Origin of the sequence: Kitasatospora purpeofusca, from assembly GCF_034043715.1 — a bacterium.
Lineage (GTDB): Bacteria > Actinomycetota > Actinomycetes > Streptomycetales > Streptomycetaceae > Kitasatospora > Kitasatospora purpeofusca_A.
The window spans coordinates 84093-109073 of the sequence record NZ_JAXCLC010000002.1; the positions used below are offsets into that span (position 1 = coordinate 84093).

Consider the following 24981-nt stretch of genomic DNA (forward strand, 5'->3'; position numbering starts at 1 on the left):
GGGTGGGGCGTTGGCCGGGTCGGGGTACGGCCCTGGACCGGCCGAGACGCGACGCGACGCGACACGGCTCGGCTCGGCCCTCAGCGCCGCCGCCAGTCGCCCGAGGCGATGAGCGCCGGATGCGCGCGCAGCCGGGCGCCGGCGGCCGGTCCGGCCAGGTACACCCAGGCCGGCGCGGTGCCGCCGTCCTCGGTGCGGACGGTCAGCCGCTCGCGGACGTACTCGCCGCCGCCGTCCGGACGACAGTCCTCCAGCCGGTCCAGCGCCGCGAGCACCTCCGGGTAGGCGGCCGGGCGGATCGTCACCAGCTCGCCGACGATCCGCCGGCCCGGGGCGGCGTCCGGCACGGCGTACGGGAACCCGGGGCCCGCGTGCAGCGCCGCGCCGTCCAGGACCGCCGGCCGTACCGAGGCGCAGCGGCCGGCCAGGAACACCGCGTGGTTGCGCTCCCCGGTGAGCAGGGTGCCGTAGACGAAGAAGGGGAGGGCGGGCTGCACGGGGACTCCTCGAGGCGGGGCGGGGCGGGGCGGGGGGCGGGGCTGGGACGCGGACCGGTGTTCGACAGTGACCGCCTGGTGATACCCACTGGCGCGCGGGGTGGCCGGTGCGGTGTCATGTCGGATACATCTGCCAGCACCGTCCCAGGGGGACACCCATGACAGCTCCAGCCGAACGCCGGCCGGCCGGGCCCTCGCCCGCCCGCCCCGCCCCCGCCGGGGCCGCCGACGAAAGCCTCGCCAAGGCCGGCAAGGCCGGCAAGGCCGGTGAGGCCGGTGAGGCGGGCCGGGCCGCCGCCGGGCGGCTCGGAGCCGGGGCGTGGACGGCGCTCGTGGTGGTCTACGTGGTGTGGGGCTCGACCTATCTGGCGATCCGGATAGCCGTGGAGACCATGCCCTCCTTCCTCTCCGCCGCCGCCCGCTTCCTGACCGCCGGTCTGCTGCTCGCCGGCTTCGTCGCCGTCCGCCACGGCCGGGCCGGGCTCCGGGTGGACCTGCGCCAGCTGGGGTCGGCCGCCCTGGTCGGACTGCTGCTGCTGACCGGCGGCAACGGACTCGTGGTGCTCGGCGAGACCTCCGTCCCGTCCGGCCTGGCCGCGCTGCTGGTCGCGGCGGTGCCGCTCTGGATGGTGCTGCTGACGGCGGCCGGGGGCGAGCGGCCCGAGCGCGCCGAACTGGCCGGCGTGCTGCTCGGACTGGTGGGCCTGGCCGTGCTCTCCGCCCCCGCGATCGGGGGCTCCATCGCCCCCGCCGGGGTGGTCGCGATCAGCTGCGCCACCCTCACCTGGGCGATCGGGTCCTTCGCCGGCAAGCGGATCCGGATGCCCGGGAACGTCTTCGCGTCCAGCGCCTACCAGATGCTCGCCGGGGGGCTCGGCAATCTGCTGATCGGACTGGCCCGCGGGGAGGAGCGCGGGCTGCGCCCCGGCGACGTGTCCACCCGGTCCTGGCTGGCGCTGGCCTTCCTGGTGGTGTTCGGTTCGCTGGTCGCCTTCACCGCGTACGCCTGGCTGCTGCGCTCCGCCCCGCTGACGCTGGTGGCCACCTACGCGTACGTGAACCCGGTGGTGGCCGTGCTGCTGGGCTGGCTGGTGCTGGCCGAACCGCTGACCGGCCCCACCCTGCTGGGCGGGGCCGTCGTGGTCGCCGGCGTGTGCCTGGTGGTGAGCGCCAGCCGCAGGTCGGGACGGCCGTCGGCCCGGCGGTCCGCCCGGAAGGCCGCCCGGGAGCCGGTCGGAGAGCCCGTCCGGGAGCCCGCCCGGGAGCCCGTCGGAGAGCCCGCCCGGGAGTCCGCCCAGGGATGAGGCCGGGTCCGGCACCAGCACCCGCACCAGTACCCGCTGCGTCACCGCCGCCGGCCCCGGCAGCGGTTCACCCGGACCAGGTGGCGAGCAGGGTGCTCAGGGTCACGCCCGGGCCGAGGCCCAGCAGCAGGCCGCGGGCGCCGGCCGGCGGAGGCGTGCGGTGGGTGCGGTCGAGGACGGAGAACACGGTGGCCCCGCCCAGGTTGCCCTCCTCGGTGAGGACGTCCCGCGAGTGCCGCAGGAACGCGGCGTCCGCGTCGAGCAGCACCCCGAGCCGGTCCAGGATGGCCGGGCCGCCCGGGTGCAGCACGCCGAAGTCCAGCTCCCGTCCGCCGTGCCGGTCCAGCCAGTCGAGCAGCGCCGGGCCCAGGTCGGTGACCGAGCGGAGCGAGGCCCGGGTGGAGGCGAAGTGGTCGCCCCGGTGGTCCGTCAGCTTGCGGTAGCGGTCGGTGGTGTGCGGGATGGTGTACTCGAAGCAGTGCTCCAGTCTGAGCCCGGGCGTGCGCTGCTCGGCCGTGACCACGGCGGCCGCCGCCGCGTCGCCCCAGAGGCCCTTGTAGATCTGGTCCTCCACCGAGGTGCGGGTGTTCTGGTAGAGCGAGGAGAGCGACTCGGCGGCGACCACCAGCACCACGGCGGCCGGGTTCCAGGCCAGGAAGCGACGGGCCGTGAGCAGGACGTGGGCGCCGCCCGCGCAGGCCAGCTGGCTCATCGGCAGCCGGCTGATGTCGGGGCGCAGGCCCAGGTTCTGCTGGAGGTGGACGTCCAGCCCGGGTACGGCGTCGCCGGTCGCGCTGGACACGATCACGCAGTCCACCTGCTCGGGCCGGACGCCGGCCGTCAGCATCGCCTCGGCGGCGGCGTGTTCGGCGGCGGACAGCAGGTCGCCGAAGGTCGTGGCCTTGCGTTCGGCGGCGGTGCGCTCGGGGGAGGAGACCAGCTCGTAGGGCCGGAAGTAGCGGCGGGTGCCGGGCAGGTTGCCGAGGGCCAGCCGGACGGTCTGGGCCTGACGGGCCGGGTAGTCGGGGTTGCGGTCGAGGATGTCCTCCCGGATCCGCTCGGCCGTCACGGTGTGGGGACCGAGGGCGAGCGCCGGGCGGGCGACGAAAGCGGGGGCGGGGGTGGGGGTGGAGAGGGGGGTGGTCAGAGCGGGGGTGGGGGCCGTGCTGGGCATGCGGATGGTTCCTTGCGGCTGCGCGCGCCGCGTCCGGCCGGACGCGACGGCCGGGCCGGGCGGTCGTGGCGCGCCCGACGGCGCGGCACCAGGCCGGCCGGGGGGCGGCCGGGACGCACCGACCCGTCGTGACAGCGTCCGACCCGTCCGGGCGCCGGCACCGCCACGCTACCCGCCGGACCACCCCGCCGCCGTCCCCGCCCCTGGCCCCGGCCGTCGGCCGGAGACCGCCGGTCACCTGCGCGGATCGTCCGACCGGGCCAGCCGGCGAGGTCCCTCCGGGCGGACCGGGCGGGGCCGCGTCAGACCGCGTACGGAGGACGCCCGGCCCACCAGTGCCCGGGGGCCTCGGCCTCGCGGCTGGTCCAGAACTCGATGATGCCGCCGACGAACTCCTCGACCGAGAGCACGCCGTCGCCGTCCAGGTCCAGCCGGCGGAACGCCTCGTCGGCGTCGTCGCGGGAGAGGGCGGAGAAGTGGCCGCGCTGGAAGACGAAGAACTCGCCCGCGTCCACCGTCCCGCTGCCGTCCACGTCGGCGATCGCGAGGAAGGCTTCGGCCAGCGCGCCGAACACGGTCCGCGCGGCCACCGGGTCGTCGGCGAGCGAGCGGGTCGAGGCGACGAACTGGGCGCGGCCGATCGAGGTGGTGCCGACCGGCAGATGGGAGACGTGCAGGTCGCGCCAGATCGCGAGGTAGGCGTCGACGACGCGCTCCTCGGTGCGGGAACCCTCCGCGTGCCCCAGCGAGCGGGCCACCGCCCGGCCCATCAGCACGTGGTCGTGCTCGGTCAGCCGGCCGTCCCCGTCGGCGTCGAGGTGGTCGAACCCGTGGTTGATCCTCGCGAGCAGCTTTTCCTCGGACACGTTTCCCCCGGATCGAGCAGATGTCCCGTCACACCGTCACACCGTCACAGCGGTTCATTCGCTGCACGCTAACCCGCCCGGTACCGGCCGCGCAGGCGAAGACCCGAACTGTCGGCCGCCCGCGCGCGCCCCGTGGACGGCGGCCCCGGGACCGTGCTCCGATCAGCGCGCGGCGGCGAGCAGCTCCCGGGTGTAGTCGGTGTGCGGGGCGGCGAACAGGCGGTCACGGTCGGTGGATTCGACGAGCCGGCCGCGGTGCATCACGGCCACCCGGTCGCAGAAGTGGCGGACCACCGCGAGGTCGTGGGAGACGAACAGGAAGGCGACGCCGAGCCGCTCGCGCAGCTCCATCAGCAGATTGAGGACCTGCGCCTGGACCGACACGTCCAGGGCGGACACCGGCTCGTCGGCGATGATCAGCCGGGGCTCGGCCGCGAGTGCGCGGGCGATCCCGATCCGCTGGCGCTGGCCGCCGGAGAACTCGTGCGGATAGCGGTCCAGCCGGCCGGCCGGCAGGCCGACCTGCTCCAGCAGTTCGGCGGACCGCTGCCGCCGCTCGCCCGCGCCGAGCGCGGTGTGCAGGCGCAGCGGGGTCTCCAGGGTCTGCGCGACGGTGCGGCGCGGGTTGAGCGAGGCGTACGGGTCCTGGAAGACCAGCTGGACCTCCTTGCCGAGCCGCCGGCGCAGCGCCCGGTCCGGCCGGGTGGCGTCCAGGCCGTCGTACCGGACGGTGCCGCCGGTGGCGGGCTGGAGGCCGGCCAGCACCCGGGAGGTGGTGGACTTGCCGGAGCCGGACTCGCCGACCAGGCCGAGCGTCTCGCCGGGGGCGATGCGCAGGCCGAGCCCTTCGACGGCCCGCACCGGCTCGGACCGCGTCCCGGGGAAGCGGCGGCGGCCGGGGAAGTGCACGGAGAGGTCCTCGACCTCGACCAGCCACCGCCCGGCGGCGGACGTCGGCCCGGACCGGGGGAGCGCCCGGGGCGCGGGCGAGGGGTCGTCGACCGTCGGCAGCGGCGTGCCCGGCACCGAGTCCAGCGTCAGCGCGGCGCCCACCAGGGCCCTGGTGTACGGCTCCCGGGGCGCGGCCAGCAGGGCCGGGGTGGGCGCGGTCTCCACCTCCCGGCCGCCGCGCAGCACGAGGGTGCGGTCGGTGCTGCCCGCGACCACCCCGAGGTCGTGGCTGACCAGCAGCACGGCGGTGCCGTGCTCGCGCTGCAACTCGCCCAGCAGCTCGAGCACCTGGTCCTGGACGCGGGCGTCGAGCGCGGTGGTGGGCTCGTCGGCGATCAGCACGTCGGGGGTGTTCAGCAGGGCCATCGCGATCATCACCCGCTGCCGCATGCCGCCGGAGAAGCGGTGCGGGTGGTCGTTCGTCCGGGCGGCCGGGATGCCCACCCGGTCGAGCATCCCGGCGGCCTTCCGGCGGGCCTCGGCGCGGCCGGCGCCGGGGTGGTGCAGCCGGTACATCTCGGCGAGCTGCGCGCCGACGGTGTGGAAGGGGCTGAGGGAGGTGAGCGCGTCCTGGAAGACCAGGGCGATCCGGCCGCCGCGCACCCGTCGCAGCACCTGCTCCCCGGCGCCGACCAGTTCCTGCCCGTCCAGCCGGACCGAACCGGTGACCGTGGTGGTGCGCGGGTCGTGCAGGCCGAGCACGGCGAGCCCGGTGGCGGACTTGCCGGAGCCGGACTCGCCGACCAGGCCGAGGACCTCGCCCCGGGCGAGGTCGAAGGACAGGCCCCGCACGGCGTGGACGGGTTCGCCGCCGCGCGGGTCGGCGAAGCTGACGGAGAGGTCGCGGACGCTGAGCACCGGCGGCGCGGCGGCGGTCGGGTGCGCGGCGGCGGTCGCGGTGGCAGTCGCGGGGGCGGCGGTCGGGTGCGCGGCGGCGGTCGCGGGGGAGGCGGTCATCGGGAGGGCTCCAGGCGGGAGGGCGGCGGGTTCAGCCGAGGCGGATGCGCGGATCGAGCCAGGCGGTCACCAGATCGGCCAGTGCGACGAACAGCACGACGAAGCAGGCGGCGAGCAGCACGGCGCCGACCACGGCCGGCAGGTCCTGCCCCTCGACGGCCTCGGTGGCGAACCGGCCCACGCCGTTCAGCCCGAACACCGTCTCGGTGATCACCGCGCCGCCCAGCAGCGCGCCCGCCTCCAGGCCGAGCAGCTGCACCAGGGGTCCGGCGGCGCCGCGCGCGGTGTACTTGAGGTGCGCCCGGAGCCGCCCGAGGCCCTTGCCGCGGGCGGTGCGGACGTACTCCTCGTCCATCGTCTCCAGCAGCTGGGAGCGCGAGAGCCGGGCGAACACGGCGGAGTTGACGAAGCCGAGGACGATCCAGGGGAGCAGCATGCCGCCCGCCCAGGCGGCGGGGTCGGTGGCCGGCGGGGTGTAGGAGGGCAGCGGCAGCAGTCCGGTGGTGTAGACCAGGCCCCACTGGGCGACATAGCCGAGGAAGTAGATCTGCACGCTGGCGCCGATCAGGGTGAAGCCGGAGAGCAGCCGGTCCGTCCGGGTGCCGTGCCGCAGCGCGGCGACGAAGCCGGTGCCGAGTCCGAACACCACCAGGACGGCCAGCGAGCCCGCCGCCAGTGAGACGGTCACCGGCAGGTGGTCGACCAGGGCCTCGGTGACCGGCTGGTGCAGCCGGTAGGAGTAGCCGAGGCAGGGCGCGTCGCAGTGCAGGGTGGAGCCGTCGACGTCCTGGACGTCACGGCCGGCCACGATCCCGGTCAGATAGTCGATGTACTGGGTGAGCAGCGGCTGGTCCAGGCCCATGCTCGCGCGGACCGCCGCGACCTGGCCGGTGTCGCAGCGCGGGCCGCAGGCGGCACGGGCCGGGTCGGCGGGGGCGGCGTAGAAGAGGGCGAAGGCGGCGGCGGAGACCGCGGCCAGGACGGCGAGCGCCTGGAGGATCCGCCGCAGGGCGAAGGAGAGCATGGTGGCCGGTCCGGGGTCGGTGGGCGTCGGGGCGGTGGTCCCGCCGCGCGCCGCGCGGGGCGGGCGGCGGGACCACCGGGGGTGTGCGGGGTGTCAGGCCTTGAGGTACAGCCAGGCGAGGCTGACGGAGCCGTAGATCGGGTGGACGAACGCGCCGCCGACGTTGGCGCCGCGCAGCTGGTTGACGTTCGGGTAGGCGAACGGCAGCACCGGCAGGTCCTTCATCACCGTCTGCTCCAGCGCGTAGAGCTCCTTGGCCTTGGCGCGGGGCTCGCCGATCCGGTTGATCCGGTCGATCTCCCTGTCCACCTCGGCGTTGTGGTAGCGGGCGGAGTTGAGGTCGCTGTTGGCGCGCCCGTCGAAGGAGAACGGGATCAGGGTGGAGGGCGTCGGCCAGTCGACCGAGCTGGTCTCCTCCCACAGGTCGTAGGGGGAGTCGGCGCGGTGCGCCTCGTCCAGCAGGGCCTTGGGGTCGACCGGCTTGGGCACGAGGGTGATGCCGGCCTTGGCGAAGCCGTCGACCAGCACCTGCGCGACCCGCTGGCCGTTCGGGGTGTTGGCGTGCGCGTAGGTCAGTGCGGCGGGCGGCTGCGCGGCCTTGGCCAGCACCGCCTTCGCGGCGTCCGGGTCGCCCTCCGGCCTGGCCGGGTTCAGGTCGTACTTCTGCCAGTCGACCAGGGCGGGCGAGCTGAGGGTGGCGGCCAGCTCGCCGGCCCGGCTGCCGCCGAGGACCTGGCGGGCCTGCTGGCGCGGGTAGGCGAGGTTGAGGGCCCTGCGGACCTCGGGGTCGGTCACCCGCTCGTTGTTGACCATGAGGTAGGTGACGAAGGCGCCCTGCCGTCCGGAGACGACCAGGTCCTTGGCCTTCGGGTCGGTGTCCACGGTCTGGTACAGCTCGGGCGAGAGCGGGGTGGCCACCGTGGTGGCGTCCGCGCCGCCGTCGCGCCCGGAGAGGATCTCCTGGTTGATGTTGAGCGCCTCCTTCCCGAAGGTGAAGACGAACTTCTCCGGGTACTGGCTGCGGATCGGGTCGGTCTCCGCCTTCCAGTGCGGGTTGCGCTCCAGCACCAGCCGGGTGTTCTGGACGTGCTCGACGATCCGGTACGGGCCGGTGGAGAACGGCAGCCGGTCGTAGTCGGTGCCGGTGTCCTTGTCCTTGCGCACCGGCGAGGAGGAGGACTGCGCGGCCATGTACGGCACGTCGGCCTGCGGCTGCGGGAAGTGGAACACCAGGGTGCGGTCGTCCGGCGTCGCGATCGCGGCGAGGTCGCCGTCCTGCGGGCCGCCGTACTTCTTGCGGGCGTCGTCGTAGCTGGCCTCGCCGGTGAGCCACTGCGGCCAGTACGGCGGGCCGACCTCGTAGCCCTTGCCGAAGGAGCGCTCGATGCCGTACTTGACCTGCTGGGAGGTGATCGGCTGACCGTCCTCCCAGGCCACGCCCTCCTTGAGCCGGTAGGTCCAGGTGCGGCCGTCGTCGGCGGGGGTGCCGGTGTCGGTGGCGAGGTCGCCGACCAGCTTGGCCCTGCCGTCCACCACCTGGTACTGGGTCAGCTGGCGGCCCCAGAGCAGTGAGGTGTTGTAGGCGGCGCCCGCGTACACCTTCTGCGGGTCGAGGTGGCGGAAGTCGGTGGTGTTGTAGACGTTCACCGTGCCGCCCGCGCGGGCACCGGGGACGGCGGGGGCCGGTCCGGCGCTCTCCTTCTCGGTGCCGAGCGCGGCGGTCAGCGGCGAGGCGTCCTTGGCCGCGGCGCCGGGGCCGGCCGTGCTGGTGGTGCCCGCGCCGGCCGAGCAGGAGGTCGCCAGCAGGGCGGTCGCGAGGACGGCGAGGGACGGTCTGATCCAGCGCATGGCGAATCTCTCCTTGCCCCGGGGTCTCCGGGGCGGTCGGGTGAACTGTCGGATGGACAGAGGAAAAAAGGGCGGTCGGTCGGTCGGACCGCGGCCGGGGACGGCCTCAGCGGGCGGCCCGCGGGTCCAGGGCGTCCCGGACGGCGTCTCCGAGCAGGTTGAAGGCGAGCACGAAGACCAGCAGCGCGACGCCGGGGAAGAACATGTACGTCGGGTCGGCCCGGAACACCTCGGAGCCGCGGGAGATCATCCGGCCCCAGTCCGGGACCGGCTCGTTGATGCCCACGCCGAGGAAGGACAGCACCGCCTCCGAGGCGACGAACGCCGGCACCGCCATGGTGGCGTGCACCAGCAGCTGCGCCCGGACATTCGGCAGGAGTTCCCGGACGACGATGTGGAATCCGCCGGCGCCCATCGCCCGGGCGGACTGCACGAAATCCCTTTCCCGGAGTGAGCGGACGGTGGCGCGCAGGGAAAGCGCGAGCGGAATCCAGCCGAACGCGGAGAACACCAGCACCAGCACCAGGAACTGCATCCACTCCGGCTCCGCGCTGCCCGGGTCCACCAGCCGGGACTGGATCACCGGGCTGAGCGCGAGCAGCAGGAGCAGGGTCGGGAATGCCAGCAGGACGTTGGAGAAGAAGCCGAACACCCGGTCGGTGATTCCGCCGAGGTAGCCGACCGCGACCCCGGCCAGCACCCCGAGGGCGGTGGTCACGGCGGCCGAGGCGAAGGCGATCAGCAGCGAGGTGCGGATGCCGTAGAGCAGCTGGGTGAACACGTCGCGGCCCAGGCCGGGCTCCAGGCCGAACCAGAACTCCCCGGAGATGCCGCCGTTCGGCGCGATCGGCAGGCCGCCGTCGCTGAGCAGGCCGGGCGCGTCCTGGCCGTAGTGCTCGGTCGGGTTCCTGCCGTACAGCGCGGCGATCGGCGGGGCCGCCAGGGCGAGCAGCAGGAAGAGCGCCACCACGCCGAGCGCGACGGCCCCGGTGCGGTCGCGGCAGACCCGGCGCAGCAGCCCCGGCGGGGCGGGCCGTACGGGCGGCGCGTCCGATGCGGCGACGTGTTCGACCACTGCCATGACAGGAGTACTCCCCGAATTCCGTGCCGCCCCATGGGTGTGGGTGCACCGGCGTACATTTACGGACGGCCTCCCCGGGGGTTTCCCGGGGGCGCCGCCGAGCGCCATCAGATCGGACACCGAGGAGTTTCCGCAAATCATTCCGAAGCCGCCAGAGAAGGGGTTCCCGGGCTTTGTTTCGGGAATTGTGACGGCTTCATTCCGCCGCAATACAGCCGTAGCAGAAGAACGGGCACAAGTGGACAAAAGGTATGTCATGTCCGCCGCCGTCCCGCATTCTGAGATCTCCGCCACAGGGCGCCCGGCGTTGGTACGATTCCGGCGGGCCGCGACTGGCGCGCACGGATGGAATCGACCATCGGGAAGCGGCCCCGTGCCGAATCACGACGCAGTTGCCGAGCGCCTGGGCCCCCGACCTCCCCTACCGGAGACCGCCATGGCCCCGCAGCCGCACACGGCCGCCACCCCCGCCGCCAACACCGCCTTCCGCTCCGCCCTCGACGTGGTCCGCGAGGTCGAACCGCGGATCGCCGCCGCCATCGGCCGGGAGATCGACGACCAGCGCGCCTCGCTCAAGCTCATCGCCAGCGAGAACTACGCCTCCCCGGCCGTCCTGCTCACCATGGGCAACTGGCTCAGCGACAAGTACGCCGAGGGCACCGCCGGCCGCCGCTTCTACGCCGGCTGCCGCAACGTCGACACCGTCGAGACCATCGCCGCCGAGCACGCCCGCGCCCTCTTCGGCGCCGACCACGCCTACGTCCAGCCGCACTCCGGCATCGACGCCAACCTGACCGCCTTCTGGGCCGTCCTCTCCCAGCGGGTCGAGAGCCCCGCCCTGGAGCGCGCCAAGGTCCGCAACGTCAACGACCTCAGCGAGGCGGACTGGGCCGAGCTGCGCCGGGAGTTCGGCAACCAGCGCATGCTCGGCATGTCCCTGGACACGGGCGGCCACCTGACCCACGGCTTCCGCCCCAACATCTCCGGCAAGATGTTCGACCAGCGCAGCTACGGCACCGACCCGGCCACCGGCCTCATCGACTACGACGCGCTGCGCGCCACCGCCCGGGAGTTCCGCCCGCTGATCCTGGTGGCCGGCTACTCCGCCTACCCGCGCCGGGTCGACTTCCGCCGGATGCGCGAGATCGCCGACGAGGTCGGCGCCATCCTGATGGTCGACATGGCCCACTTCGCGGGCCTGGTCGCCGGCAAGGTGTTCACCGGCGACGAGGACCCGGTGGCCCACGCCCACATCGTCACCACCACCACCCACAAGTCGCTGCGCGGCCCGCGCGGCGGCATGGTGCTCTGCGCCGAGGAGCTCGCCGAACACGTCGACCGAGGCTGCCCGCTGGTGCTCGGCGGCCCGCTCCCGCACGTCATGGCCGCCAAGGCGGTCGCCTTCGCCGAGGCCCGGCGCCCCGGGTTCCGGGACTACGCCCAGCAGGTCGTCGACAACGCGCGGGCCCTCGCCGAGGGGCTGCTGCGCCGCGGCGGCACCCTGGTCACCGGCGGCACCGACAACCACCTCGTGCTCGTCGACGTCTCCGGCCACGGGCTGACCGGCCGGCAGGCCGAGGCCGCGCTGCTGGACTCCGGCATCGTCACCAACCGCAACTCCGTGCCGGGCGACCCGAACGGCGCCTGGTACACCTCCGGGGTGCGGATCGGCACCCCGGCGCTCACCACCCGGGGCCTCGGCACCGCCGAGATGGACGAGATCGCCGGGCTGATCGACACCGTGCTGCGCGCCGCCACCCCGGCCACCACCGCCGCCGGAGCGCCGTCCAAGGCCCAGTACGTGCTGGACCCGGCCGTCGCCGAGGGCGTCGCCGGGCGCGCCGCCGACCTGCTCGCCGGCTTCCCGCTCTACCCGGGCGTCGACCTGGCCTGACCGCCGCCACCCGTCCGGCCGGGGCCACCGCCCCCGGCCGGGCCGGGCCCGCTGCTCCGCCCGCTCCCCCCGGGGGGTCGTGCTGATGACAATCGGGTGGTCGGACGGCACTATGGACGGACCGTCCCCGTGTCGCGTACGGGTCTCGGTCAACTCCGCGCACAAATTGCCGGGGGCCCGAAATTCTTTGCTCCGAGCCCGCGCAACTCCGCTCCGTGGCGAGTAGATTGCAGCGAACTCGGGCACCCCGGACTACCGTCGGTGCCAGTCCGGGTCGCCCCCGTCCGCCCGGGCCGTCCGCCCGGACCGCCCGTCGGGCCCGGCCGCGGACCGCCAGGGCCGTCGCAGGGCCGCGGAGGCAGACCCCGAGTCCGGAGAATCGTGCCCAATGGTCGTTCGTACCGTGTTAGGAGCCGCCTCGTGACCGACGCCGCACTCAGTGCCGACCAGCAGCGACCTGCTGAACCGGCGGTGCTCGACGACGTACCCGGGTGGTTCTGGGACCAGGACCGTCACCTCTTCGCCTGGTTCCTCGGTCGGCAGGAGAAGGCCGGCAGCTCCGGGGACCTCATGGAGATGGGCGCCTATCTGGGTCGCAGCGCGATCGTCATCGGCTCGCACCTCCAGCCGGGGGAGACGTTCACGGTCTGCGACCTCTTCGACTCCGACGCCCCGGACGACGAGAACGCCGCCGAGATGGACATGTCCTACCGCAGGACGCTGACCCGCACCGCCTTCGAGACCAACTACCTCGCCTTCAACGAGCGGCTGCCGGAGATCGTGCAGGCCCCGACCTCGACACTGGCCGGCGGCCGGGTCGCGCCCGGCGCCTTCCGCTTCATCCACATCGACGCCTCGCACCTCTACGAGCACGTCGCCGAGGACATCCAGGTGGCCCGGACGGCGCTCGCCCCCGACGGCGTCGTGGTGCTGGACGACTACCGCTCCGCCCACACCCCGGGCGTCGCCGCCGCCACCTGGGAGGCCGTGTTCAACCACGGACTGCGGCCGATCGTGCTGACCGACAGCAAGTTCTACGGCACCTGGGGCGACCCCGAGCCCGCCCAGCTCGACCTGCTGGCTCGCCGGGGCACCCTGCCGCACTGCGACATCACCAGCGAGTCGGTCGACGGGCACCGGCTGGTCCGGATCAGCGGCAGCGACGCGGGGGCCGAACCGTTCCGGGTCTCCCGCCACCACGCCCGGCTGGCCGCCGAGGCGGAGCGGCGCGCCGCCGAGCAGGTCGCCGAGGAGGCCTTCCGCACCGCCGAGCACGACCGCGACGCGGCCGACCGCGACCTCGCCGACCGCCGCGCCCGCGCCGCCGAACGCCGCCGCCCCGCCAACGTCGCCAAGCGCGCCGTCGGCGACCTCCTCCCCCCGGTCGTCACCTCCGCCATCCGCCGCGCCCGCCGCGGCTGACCCGCCGGGGGCGTGTCCAGAGGGCGGGAGTGCCGGCCGGGACCTCACCCGACCGGCACTCCCGCGACCGGCTCAGAAGCCCGTGGCTCCGAAGAACCCTGCCGTGCGCCCGTCCGGGGTCCCCACCAGGGCCGCACGGTCGAGCAGGATGTTGTTGTTCTCGCAGCTGGTCTCCGGCAGCAGCAGGCAGGCATGGCAGGCGGCCAGGTCGAGTCCGTCCGCGCCGCTCGACTCGGACTCCATGCACAGCGGATCGTTCGAGCACCAACCGGCCCGCTGCAGGGCAGAGTGCAGACCGGCGGCGAGTCGGTCCGGTTCCCCCTGGGCCACGATGCCGCCGAGGCTCCCGGCCGACTCACTGGTGGCCGTGTAGATCAGGATGCCCGCCATGTCCTTGTCGACATAGAGCCGCTCGCGCAGAGCGGCCGCCGGGTAGCCGCCGTCCAGGCTCCACTCGTTGATCAGTACATGGGCCAGCGAGTGGAGCAGCAGATACCGGGGACTGGCGGGTGAGCGGGGAGCGATGCGGGCGCCTCCGGCGCGGTCCTCCAGGAGGCGCTGATGGTTCTCCCGGACCCTTCGGGCACGGGAGACCGGCCCGGGGGCCTGCTCCCATGCCTGCAGCCGCTCCTCGTCGAGCCGGAGGAACACGCCTTCGCCGGAGACCTCCATGGCGGGGAGCCAGTTCTGCGGCGTGAGCGAGATCCGGGCCCGCCGCGACGGGGCGTCGGCCATGCTGGGCTCGTCCACCCGGGTGAACGACTCGAGCGCCCGCACCTCCCGCAGCCGGTGCAGCAGCATGACCTGTTCGATGCCGTGCGAGCGGGTGAGTGGCAGGACGGAAGAGATCGGGGGCTCGCAGACGAAGTCCTGGTGCTCGGCGTCCTCCCGCTCCGGGTACGCACGACGGAGCGTGTCGTACTCGTCACGGTAGATCTTCTCCCGCAGGCTCTGTGATCGCCCTTCCGCCGTCCCCTCGTCGACCGTTCCCGCCTGTCGCCACTGGTCGACCAGATCGACGACCTCGTCGGCGGAGTACTCGGGGTGCTTTCCGAGCACCCCTTCGACCTTCAGGAAGCCCCGGATGTCCGCCGATGAGGCGTCCTTGAGCTTGTCGTAGTAGCGGGACACGAGCTTGGCCAGTCCCTCGCTCCACGGGGGGATCGACAGCGCGGAGTGCACCACGGGGAACCAGACGGACGACGAACCGCGCTGGAGGGTGCGCGGCCGAAGACCGCACCGCTCGTGGGGTGCGTCCTTCAGCCAGGGAAGCCGCCCGGTACAGCCGAGTCCGAGGTCCCTGAGGGCCTTCCGCCGGAAGGCACCCTCCATGGACACGGGGTCGACACCGCAGCTGCAGCTCACGACCACGCCGCGGAGCGAGGCGGTCGAACCCTCCGTGCGCAGGGACAGACTCCCGCCGCAGGAACCGCCACTCGGTCGCCCGGTGCCGCGGTGGACCCAGTGCCAGTAGGGGAAGTCGTCCAGATGGCCGTTCTCGCAGGCCACGACGAACCGGGACGGTACGAGATCCTCCGAGCAGAGCGAGCATTCCGCCTTTCCGGCCGGGGAGTTGAACCGCTGGAAAGGGGCCAGCGAACCGCACTGCGGGCAGGAGTACACGAGGGGGAACCGGGAGGCACGCACGCCGTCCCGGGCCCGGGTCGGGTCGGGTGCCGGCGGCAGCCGGAACCCGCCCACGCCCAACTGCTGCGCGAGGCGGGGCTCCACCACCGTGACCGCCTCCGAGGTGTCCCACGAGTCGATGCCCCGGACCATGAAGGACTCGTTCTCGACTGCGATCATGGCGCCGACACCGTACGTGGTGACGAGCTGGGTGCGGCGGATCTCGCCCAGGCGGCGGGCGGCGCGCACGGGGGCGGCCAGGGGGCCACGACGACGGGTGCGGGGCGGTAGGGGGCTCATCGCTTCAGCGCTCCTCGAAGAAGGGGGACGACGCGTCGACGTCGCGCAGGCTCCACAGCGTGGGCCATCCGGTGGCGTGCGGGCTCTCGTCGTCGTAGCTGCTCAGCAGGGCCGGGGTCCGCGTCCCGCGAGGCGCCTCGTAGACGAGGCTCGGCGAGAGATGTGCCGCGTCCCGCCACCATTCGACGAACCTGTCGAAGGCGAGGGTCGTGGCCTCCGACTCGTGCGGCTCGACCTGCGCCACCCGCTCGAGCACGGCGGGACGGACGAGTCGTTCCAAGGCGGGTAGGAAGTCCTCGATCCGCGCCGCCCGGTCGTTCGCGGCGGCCTCGGGGAGCATCAGGCGGGTCAGCGCCACGACCACCGCGTGCAGCCCGCGGTCACGCGCCCGGGAGGAGAACGGTGTGACACTGCTGGACTCCACCTCCCGGTACAGCGCCGAGTGGAAGTGGTGGAAGTCCTCGTAGTGCGAGCGGTCCCTGGACCGGGCCGAGTTGAGCATGACGGCGACCAGACCGGGGTGACGACGGCCGACCCGGCTGGTGGCCTGGATGTACTCGGCGGTGGTCTGTGGCTGTCCCATCACGGCCATCAGGCCGAGTCGATCGACATCCACCCCGACCGAGATCATGTTGGTGGCGAGCAGAACATCCAGCACGTCGGCCTGGGGGAGTCCCCGTTCGAGTTCCTTCAGCCTTCTGGAGATGTCGCTCGCGTTCGCCCGGCTGCTGAGTTCGGTGAGCCCGTTCACGGTGCGGGGCTTCGACCCGTCGCGTGCCGAGACGTACTCCAGTCGGTCCTGTACGTCGTCGAGGACCTGCAGTTCGGCGGCGGACAGCAGTCGCAGGCTGTTGAAGTAGCCGACCAGGGTCCAGTAGGCGTCCTTCACCTCCGGGGGAGCGTCGTGCACCGCGGCACGGTGCAACAGCGCTGCGTAGACACGGATCAACAGCGTGGACTGACTCGTGCTGGAGGTCAGCAGACCGACGTAGCGGCGGGCGGCCTTCCCGTCGGCGGGTGTCTCGACCGCGAACCAGGAGTCGCGGGCGTCCAGACCGGCCGGCGGGAACTGTTCCACCCGGCGTGCGAAGAGGCGGGCTCCCTGCTCGTCCGCCCGTCGGATGGTGGCTGTCGAGGCGATGATCTTCGGCCGGGCCGCCAGGGTGTCCACCGCGGTCTCGTACAGACCGGTCAGGGTGCCGAGCGGGCCGGAGATCAGGTGCAGCTCGTCCTGGACGATGAGCTCGGGGGGCCGGGTACGGCCCGGGCGGTCCCGGTTGAACAGCGCCGCCGACTTCTCCCGCCAGGGCATGGAAGCGAACTTGTCGACGGTGGCGATCACCAGGGTCGGCCGGGCCCGGTACACGGCCTGGTCCACCAGGTGTACGGGGAGCCCGGAACGGAAGTCGCAGGCCGTCGACGGGCAGCGGATGCTCATGCGCTCCTCCACCTCGTCGACCGCGTAGTCGGCTGCCGACAGCGGTTCGCCGCACCAGGGGCAGTTCCGCAGCTGCACCGGGTTCTCGGTCTGCACCGAGCGGAGCGGGTTGGTCACGAGCTCGGCGAGCTTCTCGGAGGCGACAGCCAGCGTGTTGGGCGTCGCGGAGCGCCCGACCCACATGCCGATGGAGATCTCCTCGCGCCCCAGCGACTCCTGATCCGCCGACCGCAGTCTCTCCATGGCGCAGATCAGGGCCGCCGCCCGCTCGAACTGCTGCAGGGTCAACAACCGCAAGGTGTACCGCATCAGCACCGTGACACCCGAGCCGTCCTCGCCGTCACGGAGTCGGCGGAGGAAGGTGGTGAAGGCGATCAGGCCCAGGTAGGCCTCGGTCTTGCCACCACCGGTCGGGAACCACAGCAGATCGGCGACACCGCGGTCCTCGTGCTCGGAGTCGACGATGCCCGCCAGGCACAGCAGGACGAAGGAGATCTGGAACGGTCGCCACCGACCGGCGCGGACGTCGGGTGCGTCCTGCCGGCCGTTCTTGACCGAGGCGGTCCGCGCCCGCTGCTCGGCCATCGCGAGGTTCGCCAACCGGAAGGCCCGGAGGACCTCGGGCCGTGCCGGGTCGGCCAGCAGGTCGACGCCGACACGCATGCGGCGGAGCGCGTGTCGGCAGCGGTCGATCTGCTCGGCGGCGGTCCCGCGGTGCCCGTCGAGCGCCGCGGACCGCACCAGAGTCTCCTGGGCGTCCACCCATTCCTCGTACCCGGTGAGCAGTCGGTGGAGTGACGCGACGATGTCCTCGGCATCGGCGGTCCCGAGGCCGTGCATGGTGAGGGCCGCGGTGTCGATCAGCGGATTCGACTCCGTCAGCAGCACCTCGTGGGCGGGTACGAACTCGGTGCGCACCGCCCCGACGGCCGCTCGCTCCGTGGCAGGTGCTCCGATCGGCGAGGGGGACCAGTTCCACTGCGCGGCACACCCGTGGCCGGTGGCGAAACTCGGCGCGTGACGATGGAGCAGACGGCTGAGTGCCTGTTCGGAATCGACGGCCGCCAGTGCGGCCGGTCGCTCGACGAACGGGGTGGAGCTTTCCGGCACGCCGGTGACCTCCAGCACCGGCTGGTAGAAGCAGTGGGCGTCACGGAGGTCGTACGGGCCGATCTCCAGACTGTTCACCACTGTCGCGGTCACCGTCACCGTGCCCTCCGCCCCCGAGGCCGGACGGACCAGGACCCGGAGTTCGAGACCGGTGTGCAGGACCGTCGGAGGCAGGTTCCCCGGGGAGGTGATGTCGACCTCCACGGCCTCGGGGCGGAGGGGGACGCGTCGCCAGTTCTCCTGCTGGGTCTTCGTCGTCCGCGCCTCGGAGCGTTCGGCAGGCACGGGCCTGCCCTTCTCGTCCTGCGGGACGTAGATGCCCGCCCGGACGGTGAAGCGGATCCGGTGCGCGACGGCGGGGTCGACGGCGAAGGTGAGGCCGATCGAGGAGGGCATGCGCATGTTGGCGAGCGACACGCCGAGGTCGGTGGAGGCTTCCTCGGCGTCACGTCGGGCCGTGAGCGGAGCGCTGTCCAGTCCGTCGCGTTCCGCTTCCAGCTCCGGGACCTCCGGACGGATCTCGTCCGGCCGGGTCCGGGGGAAGAGCACGCCGATCGGATACACGGTGATCGGCGCGTCGTCCGTGAGCACCTCCTCCTCACCTCCGAGGGGGCCCAGCAGGTCGGAACGGAGCGCCTCGAGAAGGGAATCGCACATCCCGTAGTGGGCTGTGTACGGCGAGTCGTTCATGCGGACCCCTCCTCGGTGTCGGCGTTCGTCGGGGTCTGCCCGTCGTCGTACCACTGGAAGCGACCGAGACCGCAGAGCCGGGGTGCCAACCAGACTCCCCGGTTGTCGAGACCTGCCCGCTCGACCGCGGCGGCGTCGCCGGCCACGCTCTCGACGCAGTCGACCCGCAGCCCGGTGATCAGCGGTGGCCAGTTCTCGACCTCGGAGTGCGCACTGCGGCGGAGCATCCGCCACAGGTCCGCGCGGAACCGCTGCGAGACGACGGCGACGTGCCGTCCGTCCACGGCGACGGCGTACGGCGGCGACTGGTCCGGCGCGACCGGGATGCCGTGCAGCAGCACCAGCTCCGCCCGCGCACCCGGAGCGACCCAGGTCCGTAGGCCCTCGAGCAGTCCGACCGGATCCTTCCGCAGGTCCTCCGCCCCCGGCGGAAGCTCGTGGGACACGTCGTCACCGAGGATCTCGATGCCGTTGCGCGCCCAGGAGCTCCGGCCGCCCAGGTACCAGCGGTCGAGCCGGCCGTCCTTGCGGACCTGCCACGTACTGGGAGCGTCCAGCACGTACAGGTCGTCCCGGGCCCGGGTCATCGCGACGTAGAGGAGGCGGGCCTCTGCCGCCGGATCGTAGTCGTACTTCTTCTTGGCGACACGTCGCGGTTCCTTCAGCACCCGCGGTTCGACGATCAGCACCCGGTCGAACTCGAGGCCCTTCGCGCGGTGGACGGTCGAGACGACCAGCGACGACGGCAACGGGGCCGTGAGCTCGTCCGGAAGCCGTCGCTCGGCGAGCGCACGATGGAGTGCCGCCAGGTCGAGCACGCCGCGGGCGCCCCTGGCGACCTTGCGCACCGACCGCCACAGCGCGTCGGGGCTCGGGCCGGGAGGGAGTTCGAGGTCACCGAGCAGCTCCGTGAACCGGCCCTGCAGGAGCGTCGAGGCACTGGTCGAGGCGAGCAGACCGGCGATCCACGCGGGCGCGGAGCGCTCCTCGGCCGACCGCTGGACAGTATGCGGCACCCCGGCGTCCGCCAGACGGCCGGAAATCATCAGGGCCTGGCCGTTGTCGCGGCACAGGATCGCCGTGGTGCCGGGGTAGTCGTGGAGCGCGGCCCGGACGAACTCGGAGTCCAGGTTCCCGAAGTTCGGTGCTGCGAGCAGCAGGGCCCGCAGATCGCCGTGGATCCGTTCGGCCTCGGTGGCCGCCGACCCGTTGTCGCGCGGCAGCCGCTGGAGCTGCGGACCGAACCGCAGGACCGACCTGACGTCCTCGCTGCGCGCGCGGAAGTTCTCCCCCAGGGACAGTTCGACCAGGTCCTCGCCGAAACTCGCCCGGAGCCAGTCCCGGAAACGATCCGTCTCCTCGGCGCGTCGGTCCGGATCGGAGACCTGGAAGCCGTACACGGACTGGGCCGAGTCGCCGACCACGGTGAATCCGCAGTTCTCCTGGAAACGGTCGAGCAACGCCTCCACCATCTCCCGGCGGGCACCGACGAGATCCTGGACCTCGTCGACGACGACGTGGGCCGGTACGCCGTACTCGCCGACCTCGACGGCGCCGCGGTCGATGGCCTCGGTGGCTGCCTCGATCCGTCGGTCGAACGGCAAGGCACTCCAGTCGGTCTCCGGGTACGCGCGGTTCAACAGACCCGCGGCCCAGGCGTCGAAGGTCCGGGCCCGCACCCGCTGCGCGGCCGAGGAACGGCGTCCGATCCGTTCGGTGAGTTCGCGTACCGCGGCTCGGGAGAAGCTCAGTACCAGGATTTCCGAGGTCTCCAGCTCCTCACGCTCCACGAGGGCGTCCAGGCGCCGGACGAGCGTGTGGGTCTTTCCGGCTCCCGCACCGGCGGTCACCAGCACGCGCGCGTCCCAGGGCTGGTCGACGACGGCTTGCTGCTCGGCGGTGAGCACGTGGTTCTCGAGGATCGGCGACGTCACTTCTCCGCTCCCCACAGGTACTCGAAGTCGGTGAAGGCGAGTCGCTCACCGAAGTTGGTGACGTTGTCCCGGACGTTGAGGATCAGGCAGGTCTCCTTGCCACCGTTCCTGGGGCCGCGCAGGCCACGCCCGATCATCTGCTGGTAGATGTGCTGGCTGTAGGTCGGACGGGCCACGACCACGGCGCGGGTGGCCGGCGCGTCGAAGCCCTGGGTGAGCACACCGTAGTTGGTGATCACCTGGATCCGACCGTTGCGGAAGGCGTCGATCCGTTGACGGCGGTCGGCGACCGAGGTCGTCGAGTCGATGGCGGTGGCGGTGATCCCTCGGTCCTTGAGCTTCGCGGCGAGGAACTTGGCATGGGCGACGGAGGTGGCGAACACCAGGATCGGCCAGTCGGAGGGCATGTCGGCGATCTCGTCGATGATGCGCTGATTGCGGTCGTGGTCGTCGGCCAACCGCTGCTCGGCCCCCTTCGGCAAGGTGGCGAACGTCGCGGACCGCTTCAGCTCGTCGGGGTTGAGGGAGATCGTCCCACCGGCCAGCTCCCGATGGCGCACCTCCGCAAGAACCCCGATGTGCTGCAGTTGCTTGATCGCGTCGGCCAGATCGCCGTCGAACACCCCGGTGTCGAGGCGCGCGCCGAAACGCTGGACCAGACGTCGGGTCAGTTCCTCGTTGTTCCGGTAGGGCGTGGCGGTGAGCCCGACCAGGTGCCTGCCGGTGCGGTGCTGGGTGAGTTCGAGCAGTTCGAGCAGCCGGGTGTAGCGGGGCGAGACAGCGGTGTGGGCCTCGTCGACCACGACGAGCGACGTGTCCTCGCGCAGCCAGGCGTAGTCGTCGGTGTCCAGGCACTCGGCGAGCTTGGCGTCGGTGGCCACGACCAGGTGGATGCGACCGTCGACGGGAGTGGCCGAGTTGGACGACCACAGCCGACTGATCACCAGCGGGCGCTCCGGGCCGACCTTCGACCAGACGAACCGCCAGCTCTGGACGGCCTGTTCGCACAGTTCCTCGGTCTGGGCGATCCAGAGCACGGGCCCCGGACGGGACTCGACGTCCCGGATCCAGCGGATCACGCCCTCGGCCGTCACCCTGGTCTTGCCGGCGCCGGTCGGCAGGCTGAGCATGCCGCGCTGCGGCGTGGGACTCTCCAGCAGCCGGAACAGCGCCTGGGCGAGCTGTTCCTGGTACGCGTGCAGCGACGGGAACTCCGACGGCCCGTCGACCTCCAGCCGAGGGTCGAGCGACGGCGCCCGGGCACCTGCGAAGGAGTCGGGGAAGCCGAGGTCGGCGACGAAGCGGCGGGCCTTGTCGCTCCCGTTGAAGGAACTCGGGGCCCGGGACGGGAACTCCAGTGCCAGGTCGCGGACGTGCTCCGCGAGGATCGACTCGCCGTGCGAGTTGAAGGCCATCTCCGCGATACGGCGGGTCTCCGGCTCCTCGCCGCTCTCCTCGACCTCGCTTTCCAACAGGCCCGGCGGCAGGCCCCGGGTGAGCGCATCGGCGCCGATGAGCAGCGCGATCTTGTCGATGACGCTCTCGGCCTCCCGTACGGCCCGCAGGCGCGCCTGGAGCTGCTGGTCCTGCTCCTGGCGGTCCTGGAGTTCGAGCGCCTGCCGGCATCCGGCCGTACCGAAGCCCCACTTGAACTCGGTGTCGGCCGCGACCAGGACCTGCAGGCGATCGAGGGAATCGAGTACGAGGAGGGCACTGCCCTTGCGTGCGGAGGCGAGCGGGGTGGGCTCGGCGCCCTTCTCGGTGCGAACGACCTGCTCGAGCTCGGAGCAGCGCTGGATCTTGAGGTTGCTCCCGGCGCTGCCGATCCGGGCACGCACGGTGGTGAACTCGTCGAACAGGGAGACCGCCGGCCCGATCCTGACGGCCCGGATCTCCTTGGTGATGACGTCGGAGACCTTGAGCATGCCCCATTCCTCGATCATCGCCTTGGCGGTGGTCGCATCGGACCGGTCGGCGACCAGGACGGCGGGCAGTTGTTCGCGGACCAGCTCCTTGAAGTCGTTCTCGTTGGTCGCCACGGCGATCTTGCCGTCGGGGCGGGTGTCCCAGGTGTTCCCGATCCGGCACCGTGTCAGCACGTCCTCGGGGAAGTCGAAGCCGACCCGCAGCAGCAGGGCATAGGCACGACCGATGAAGGCGTCGTCCTCACTCTCCAGCACCCGTTCGAGCAGCTTGCCCCAGCGGCCGGGGGGCACGGCGTCGGCGGTGGTGGGCATTTCCAGCTTTTGCGCGGTCTCCGCGCCGATGTCGGCGACCGGCAGGACCCCGGCGTACTCCTTGAGCTGCGGACCCACGGCCTCGCCGACCCGGGTCATGCCCATCGAGGTGTTGACCCGCCCGTACTTGTTGACCATCCAACGCAGCGGGGAGAGCACGGCCTTGCGGGTCGCCGTCTGGGCACCGTACTGGCTGGTCCACTGTCGGACGATCCCCATGTCGGGCAGCGCCGCCACGAATCCCGCGCGGCCCTCGTCCGAGAGCGTCTCGAGGAGGTGCAGCGGTCCCGCGGTCGGGGCGCCTTCGAGGGTCAGCCGGGACAGGCTCGGCCGCGGGGCGTTGGACGGCAGGGTCCGCAGGTGGTGCTCGTGCACGACCTCCCGGTACCTCTCGAACCACGGCTCCTGGTCCGGTCGGTGCCCCGGGGTCGGTCGATCGGTCAGTCCGAGGTCGCGGAAGATCGGTCGGTCGCTGCCGTGGAAGTCGACGTCGACGGCGATCGACCGGTCCCGGCTGCCGTCGGCGGGCACCACCGGGCCGGGCAGGAGGCAGTCGCGCATGGGACGGAAACGACCGTCGACGGTCCGGACGCGCAGGGTTTCCATCGGCTTCGGGACCTTCGCACGGACGCGGTCGACCTGCGCGTTGCCGCCGGCGCTGCGCAGCAGCACCCAGAAGTTGGTCCAGTCCTGAGCCCCGTAGTGGTCGAACCCCTGGTCGAGGACACCCTCGAACCGGCCCTGGGCGTCGGCGACCCGGATGCCGATGTTGTGCAGGTGGCGAGCCATGTCGTTGCGCCCGGAGATCCGCGGGTCGACGTAGACCATGTCGTCGCGCAGGGCGTCCTCCGAGGTGCGGTGGAAGATCTCACCGGCCACCGGGGCGACCATGCCGTGCTCCTCGGTGAGCACGATCCGCGCCCTGCGGGCCGCCGCGGTGATCTCGGAGTCCCCACGCAGTCGGCGGGACTGGTCGGTGAGCACCATGGAGGAGAGGATCTCGATGGCGTGGCAGGACGCCTCCGCCGTTCCGTCGCCGACCAGGGCCTCGAGCCAGGTGGTGACGCTCTCGGGCTTCAGGCCGGTCTCGTCGAGGATGTGGTTCATCTTGCCGCGACGCAGAGCGTTGTCGGCGGCGTCGACGGACGGGTGGATCCAGTCCTTGGGACGGCCGGGGTACTCGGACCAGATCCGTACCCAGTCCTTCTCGAGGTTCGCCGGGGTGATGTGCAGGTCCGCCGGGATCCGCAGCTCACCGTCCTGGTCGGGGAGCGAGGGCATGCGGTTCGCGAGCGACCAGATCTGCCGGAGCAGGTAGTCGTCCGCCCAGTTGAGGGACTCCTTGGTGCGGCCCGGGAGCAGCGGCAGGTAGGCGGCGGGGTCCTCGGCGGGCATCAGGGCGGGGATCGTGCTCACGACCAGTTCGGCCGCGGTCCGCAGGAGTTCCAGATTGAAGGTGTTTCCGTCGAGCAGGTGCTGACGGTCCTCGTTGGTCTTCCACGGAGCGTTGAGGATTCCGCTGAGCGACACCTCGTACTTGGTCGGGAAGAAGGCCCAGAACTCGCCCTTCCCCTGCGGCACCGTGTGCAGACCGTTCTTCACGGTGTACTCCGGCACCGCCCAGGAGATGTCGAGGACCGGGCGGTACTGCAGCTCCCCGGCGCTGTCGCGGACACCTTCCGTGGGCCGGTGCGCGACGGAGTACACCTTCCAGTCCTCGACGGTGGGCTTGGCCCCCCGGGTGATCTCCTTCAGTCGGCGGTGGACACCACTGTTCTCCACCGTGATCTCACGGCGGACCGGGGGCATCGTCCGGTGGTCGAGCAGGAGAACCTCCCCGACGTGCGAGGAGAACAACTGGAACCGAGCGGGGAAGGGGTCGACCTTTCGTCCGTCGCGATACTTGTGCCCGTTGATGTCGTGCCCGAGGCGTTCGGCGGCGCCCGGCAGGAGGGGGAGCCGGACGACCGTGCTGGCCCACTTGAGGAGGCTCGCGAGGACGCTGTCCTCGGCCTTCTCCCGGTCGACGTCGAGCGGCCGGGCCATCCGCAGCACCGGTGTGTCCATGCCCAGGGGACCGGTGGCACCGAGCGCGGCGGCGATTTCCTCGGCGGACCAGTCGCGGTCGAAGCCGAAGCTGCCGCTGGTGCTGAAGAACTGCGGCGTGTCGCTGACGGAGAGCACCGACTTGACGCCGACGCCGAAGCGACCGATCTGGCCCCCCCGCTTGCGCGAGACGCTCATGCGCAGGATGGTCTCGGCGCCCTCGGCGGTGACCGCTGTTCCCTCGTTGGCGCAGTAGAGGTGAGTGTCCGTCAGGACGACGTGGAGTTTGCCGCCGGGCGCCGCCGCGATCTCGTCGGCACCGTTCTGCACGAGTTCGAAGAGCTGGCGGTCGCCGTAGCCGCCCTGGGTGATGCGGACCTCGCCGTTCGCGTGCTCCTGCACGAGACCGGGGTCGACCCGGTACGTCTGGAGCACCACGGACGACTGTCGCAGCACCGTGGCGATGACGGGGGAGGAGGAGGGGTCGGCGAACTGCCGGTCACTCATGGAGCACCTGTTCCGGGGTGTGTCCGAACGATCACGTGGGGTGGGGGTGCCGGCGCACGGTGGGCCGGCACCCCG

The 24981-nt window shown here is 72.4% G+C and carries 14 protein-coding genes and 1 riboswitch; of the genes, 3 read left to right on the forward strand and 11 right to left on the reverse strand.

Annotated elements, in window-relative coordinates; translation table 11 throughout:
* Positions 1–80 precede the first annotated feature (80 nt).
* The gene (locus tag SM793_RS01605) at positions 81–497 is read right to left on the reverse strand and encodes a gamma-glutamylcyclotransferase family protein (protein WP_320436149.1); all 417 of its coding nucleotides are present in this window, start codon (positions 495–497) and stop codon (positions 81–83) included.
* 158 nt (positions 498–655) lie between these two features.
* On the opposite strand from SM793_RS01605, the gene SM793_RS01610 reads away from it, so the two are divergent.
* Entirely contained in the window at positions 656–1801 is a 1146-nt protein-coding gene (locus SM793_RS01610; protein ID WP_320436150.1) for an EamA family transporter, read from the forward strand.
* Positions 1802–1868: 67 nt separating this feature from the next.
* Here SM793_RS01610 and SM793_RS01615 read toward each other — a convergent pair whose 3' ends face one another.
* From SM793_RS01615 to SM793_RS01640, 6 genes are all read right to left on the reverse strand, one after another.
* Entirely contained in the window at positions 1869–2975 is a 1107-nt protein-coding gene (locus SM793_RS01615) for a PhlD (protein ID WP_320436151.1), read from the reverse strand.
* Between the two features lie 302 nt (positions 2976–3277).
* The gene (locus SM793_RS01620; protein ID WP_320436152.1) at positions 3278–3841 is read right to left on the reverse strand and encodes an EF-hand domain-containing protein; all 564 of its coding nucleotides are present in this window, start codon (positions 3839–3841) and stop codon (positions 3278–3280) included.
* A gap of 162 nt (positions 3842–4003) precedes the next feature.
* Entirely contained in the window at positions 4004–5749 is a 1746-nt protein-coding gene (locus SM793_RS01625; protein ID WP_320436153.1) for an ABC transporter ATP-binding protein, read from the reverse strand.
* 31 nt (positions 5750–5780) lie between these two features.
* A complete protein-coding gene (locus SM793_RS01630) occupies positions 5781–6773 on the reverse strand; it encodes an ABC transporter permease (protein WP_320436154.1) in 993 nt (330 codons plus the stop codon).
* A 93-nt stretch (positions 6774–6866) separates the two neighbouring features.
* Complete coding sequence (locus SM793_RS01635; protein WP_320436155.1) at positions 6867–8621, reverse strand: ABC transporter substrate-binding protein; 1755 nt, start codon at positions 8619–8621, stop codon at positions 6867–6869.
* 106 nt (positions 8622–8727) lie between these two features.
* Positions 8728–9702 carry an ABC transporter permease gene (locus SM793_RS01640; protein ID WP_320436156.1) on the reverse strand — a complete coding sequence of 325 codons (975 nt, stop codon included), beginning with the start codon at positions 9700–9702 and terminating at the stop codon, positions 8728–8730.
* Between the two features lie 318 nt (positions 9703–10020).
* A riboswitch (ZMP/ZTP riboswitch) is annotated at positions 10021–10118 on the forward strand.
* A 20-nt stretch (positions 10119–10138) separates the two neighbouring features.
* Between SM793_RS01640 and SM793_RS01645 the strand changes: the two genes are divergently transcribed.
* Both SM793_RS01645 and SM793_RS01650 read left to right on the forward strand, forming a co-directional pair.
* Positions 10139–11596 (forward strand): glycine hydroxymethyltransferase, encoded by a 1458-nt coding sequence (locus SM793_RS01645; protein ID WP_320436157.1) that lies wholly within the window; start codon positions 10139–10141, stop codon positions 11594–11596.
* Between the two features lie 420 nt (positions 11597–12016).
* Entirely contained in the window at positions 12017–13018 is a 1002-nt protein-coding gene (locus SM793_RS01650; protein WP_320436158.1) for a class I SAM-dependent methyltransferase, read from the forward strand.
* Between the two features lie 72 nt (positions 13019–13090).
* Here the strand turns inward: SM793_RS01650 and SM793_RS01655 are convergent, their stop codons facing one another.
* From SM793_RS01655 to SM793_RS01670, 4 genes are read right to left on the reverse strand one after another with little or no spacing between them, the layout of a single operon-like run.
* Positions 13091–14944, reverse strand: coding sequence for a DUF1998 domain-containing protein (locus SM793_RS01655; protein ID WP_320436159.1), 1854 nt, complete (start codon positions 14942–14944; stop codon positions 13091–13093).
* A 4-nt stretch (positions 14945–14948) separates the two neighbouring features.
* Complete coding sequence (locus tag SM793_RS01660) at positions 14949–18182, reverse strand: helicase-related protein (RefSeq protein WP_320436160.1); 3234 nt, start codon at positions 18180–18182, stop codon at positions 14949–14951.
* Positions 18179–20116, reverse strand: coding sequence for a UvrD-helicase domain-containing protein (locus tag SM793_RS01665; protein ID WP_320436161.1), 1938 nt, complete (start codon positions 20114–20116; stop codon positions 18179–18181). The genes SM793_RS01660 and SM793_RS01665 overlap by 4 nt, the downstream gene beginning before the upstream one ends.
* On the reverse strand, positions 20113–24906 hold the full coding sequence (locus tag SM793_RS01670) for a DEAD/DEAH box helicase (RefSeq protein ID WP_320436162.1): 4794 nt from the start codon (positions 24904–24906) through the stop codon (positions 20113–20115). Before SM793_RS01670 ends, SM793_RS01665 begins: the two co-directional genes overlap by 4 nt.
* Positions 24907–24981: the final 75 nt, after the last annotated feature.

Coding starts and splice junctions, on each gene's coding strand:
- SM793_RS01610 (WP_320436150.1), top strand. CDS start 656: ATGACAGCTCCAGCCGAACGCCGGCCGGCCGGGCCCTCGCCCGCCCGC.
- SM793_RS01615 (WP_320436151.1), bottom strand. CDS start 2,975: ATGCCCAGCACGGCCCCCACCCCCGCTCTGACCACCCCCCTCTCCACC.
- SM793_RS01625 (WP_320436153.1), bottom strand. CDS start 5,749: ATGACCGCCTCCCCCGCGACCGCCGCCGCGCACCCGACCGCCGCCCCC.
- SM793_RS01630 (WP_320436154.1), bottom strand. CDS start 6,773: ATGCTCTCCTTCGCCCTGCGGCGGATCCTCCAGGCGCTCGCCGTCCTG.
- SM793_RS01635 (WP_320436155.1), bottom strand. CDS start 8,621: ATGCGCTGGATCAGACCGTCCCTCGCCGTCCTCGCGACCGCCCTGCTG.
- SM793_RS01640 (WP_320436156.1), bottom strand. CDS start 9,702: ATGGCAGTGGTCGAACACGTCGCCGCATCGGACGCGCCGCCCGTACGG.
- SM793_RS01645 (WP_320436157.1), top strand. CDS start 10,139: ATGGCCCCGCAGCCGCACACGGCCGCCACCCCCGCCGCCAACACCGCC.
- SM793_RS01655 (WP_320436159.1), bottom strand. CDS start 14,944: ATGAGCCCCCTACCGCCCCGCACCCGTCGTCGTGGCCCCCTGGCCGCC.
- SM793_RS01660 (WP_320436160.1), bottom strand. CDS start 18,182: ATGAACGACTCGCCGTACACAGCCCACTACGGGATGTGCGATTCCCTT.
- SM793_RS01670 (WP_320436162.1), bottom strand. CDS start 24,906: ATGAGTGACCGGCAGTTCGCCGACCCCTCCTCCTCCCCCGTCATCGCC.